This window comes from Protofrankia sp. Cr1 (assembly GCF_963555865.1).
Lineage (GTDB): Bacteria > Actinomycetota > Actinomycetes > Frankiales > Frankiaceae > Protofrankia.
Window position 1 is genome coordinate 2,622 of sequence record NZ_CAUVXO010000420.1, and the last position, 2,070, is coordinate 4,691.

The 2,070-nt window shown below is 71.4% G+C and carries 2 protein-coding genes; both read right to left on the reverse strand.

Going from position 1 to position 2,070, the window contains the following annotated elements; all coding sequences use genetic code 11:
- Positions 1-174 (reverse strand): alpha/beta fold hydrolase (locus tag U9980_RS28720; RefSeq protein WP_416210360.1); only part of this gene is annotated, 174 nt, incomplete at its 3' end.
- Between the two features lie 134 nt (positions 175-308).
- Positions 309-2,070, reverse strand: a 1,762-nt coding sequence (locus tag U9980_RS22785) for a LuxR C-terminal-related transcriptional regulator (RefSeq protein WP_322769808.1), incomplete at its 5' end; no start/stop codon positions are given.

Sequence of the window (2,070 nt, forward strand, 5' to 3'; positions counted from 1 at the left end):
ACCGTGGCCGCGCCGGTCAAGCGCTACCACTCGGTGGCTGGTGGCGAAGTGCGCTACCTGCGGCGCGAAGTTGGTCCGGTTCCCGCCCCAGCCGTGGACGAACAGAATCGGCGGCGCACCAGCCCCGCTGTCGTCGTAGGCGATACCGACTCCGTTGATCTCCATGGTTGCCATCGGTCTCCCTTTCGTCTTTCGAATGTTTTTTTCGAAACACCGTCGGGATGACCTTAGGAAGGCGTGCGCTTATCAAGCGTCGACAATTGTCGTCATCTTCGGTTCGAACCGCTGCGGCCGGCTGCTACCGAGAACTATGTAGTCCGGTTGGTCGGTTTGGCGCTCAGGCCGTGTGCGATGGCGAACGCGGTGGCCTCGGCCCGGTTTCGGGCGCCGATCTTCGTGTAGATGTTCGCGACGTGGCGGTTGACCGTGAGCAGCGACAGGACGAGATCGGCCGCGATCTCCTTGCTCGTCCGACCGGCCGCGAGCAGTCCGAGTACCTCGACCTCGCGCGGGGTCAGCCCGGCGGGGCGGGGCCGCGTCGAGGTGTCGTCGCCCCGGCCGGTACGCCGGCCGGCGCCCACCCTTGCCTGGTGGTCCGCCGAGCGTGCCCATGCGGCCCAGCCGGGCATGGCGCGCCGGTCCAGCGCGCGTAGAGCCGTGTCGAGAGCCATCGGGTCGGCCCGGACGATCGCGTCGTCGACGTCGAGCAGTGCGCGGACGGCGTGGCCGCCACCGGCGGTCGTGGCATGCCGTGCCACCGCAAACTGCTCGGCCGCGCCGATCCGGTCGCCCAGCAGCGCGGCGACGCGGCCAGCGCCATGTTCGGTGGATCCCATCGGGCCGGGCGGACCACCGCTGGTCCGGTGCCGGTCCAGCGCGGGGGCCAGCCAGCCGGCCGCTTCAGGGTCGCCCAATTCCCAGGCCGTGGCAACGCCGAACCAGAGCGTCCCCGCGACGGCATGATCATGCGGGGACAGCTGGACGAGCAGGCCGGCGACGTCGCGCAGCCGCGCCCGGGCCGCGTCACCCTCACCGGCGAATGCATGGCAGAGCGCCGCCAACGCGACGAACACGTTCGCGAAGGGCGCCCTGGCGGCCAGCGGGCCTCGCAGCCAGTCCTCCAACCGCGCGCCCAGGCCGGACCAGTCGGCGTCGCGGGTGAGGTATCCCAGAATCACCGAGTGGGACACGGTCCCGAGCAGATGGCGCCGGTGGCCGGACCACAGCCCCTCGACCAGTCCGAATGCCCGCTCCAGGTGACCGTGCGCGGCGGCGACGTCACCTGCGAGCGCCGTGCACAGGGCAAGCTGCGCGCACGCCTCGCTCCTCGCGACCACTGACCCGACCCGTTCACCGACTGCCAGCAGTTCCCGGTAGCAGTCGGTGGCGACGGTGATCCGGCCGTGGCGGAAGGTGAAATCCCGGCCCACCAGGTCGAGTCCGCGCATGACCGCCCGCGGACTCGACCAGCCCTGAACCCGCGCCAGCAGTGCCTGTGTCTGTTCGACGGTTCTCGGCTGGAACGGTTCGATCGCGCGGGCCTGGTCGTCCTCGCCGCCGCGGGAGCGCAGGACCGCGACGGCGTCGGCCGGGTACTCCCGCCATCGCCCGACCCGCACCCACGCCATCGCACCGGACTCGACAGTGTCAACCGGGTCCACGGCGACCGCCAGCCGGGCCCACGTCAGGGTACCGTCGTCTCCGACCAGGCGAAGACCGTCACCTACCAGCGGCTCCCAGGCCGAAGCGGGCGCACCTTCCCGTAGCGCGTCGACCACGTGGACGACGAGTTCGGCGCCTTGCACCGCGTCGAGCAGGGTGAGCGCGCGACGGGTGGTCTCGGGTGCCCTGGTGCCGTCGAGGGCTTGCGCCTGCGCGACCGCCAGCCGCCGAAGAACCTCCGCCCGTTCGTTGCCGCCTTGGGCCGGCATCAGCTCAAGGGCGTTGCCAAGCAGCCGGACGGCTTGGCCGTGAGCGTGGTCGCGGCTGGCGGACTCGGCGGCATGCAGGCAGTGGACGACGCCGCGTTCGGCTCCCGGCAGCGCCCGGGACCGCAGGTACTGCTCCGCC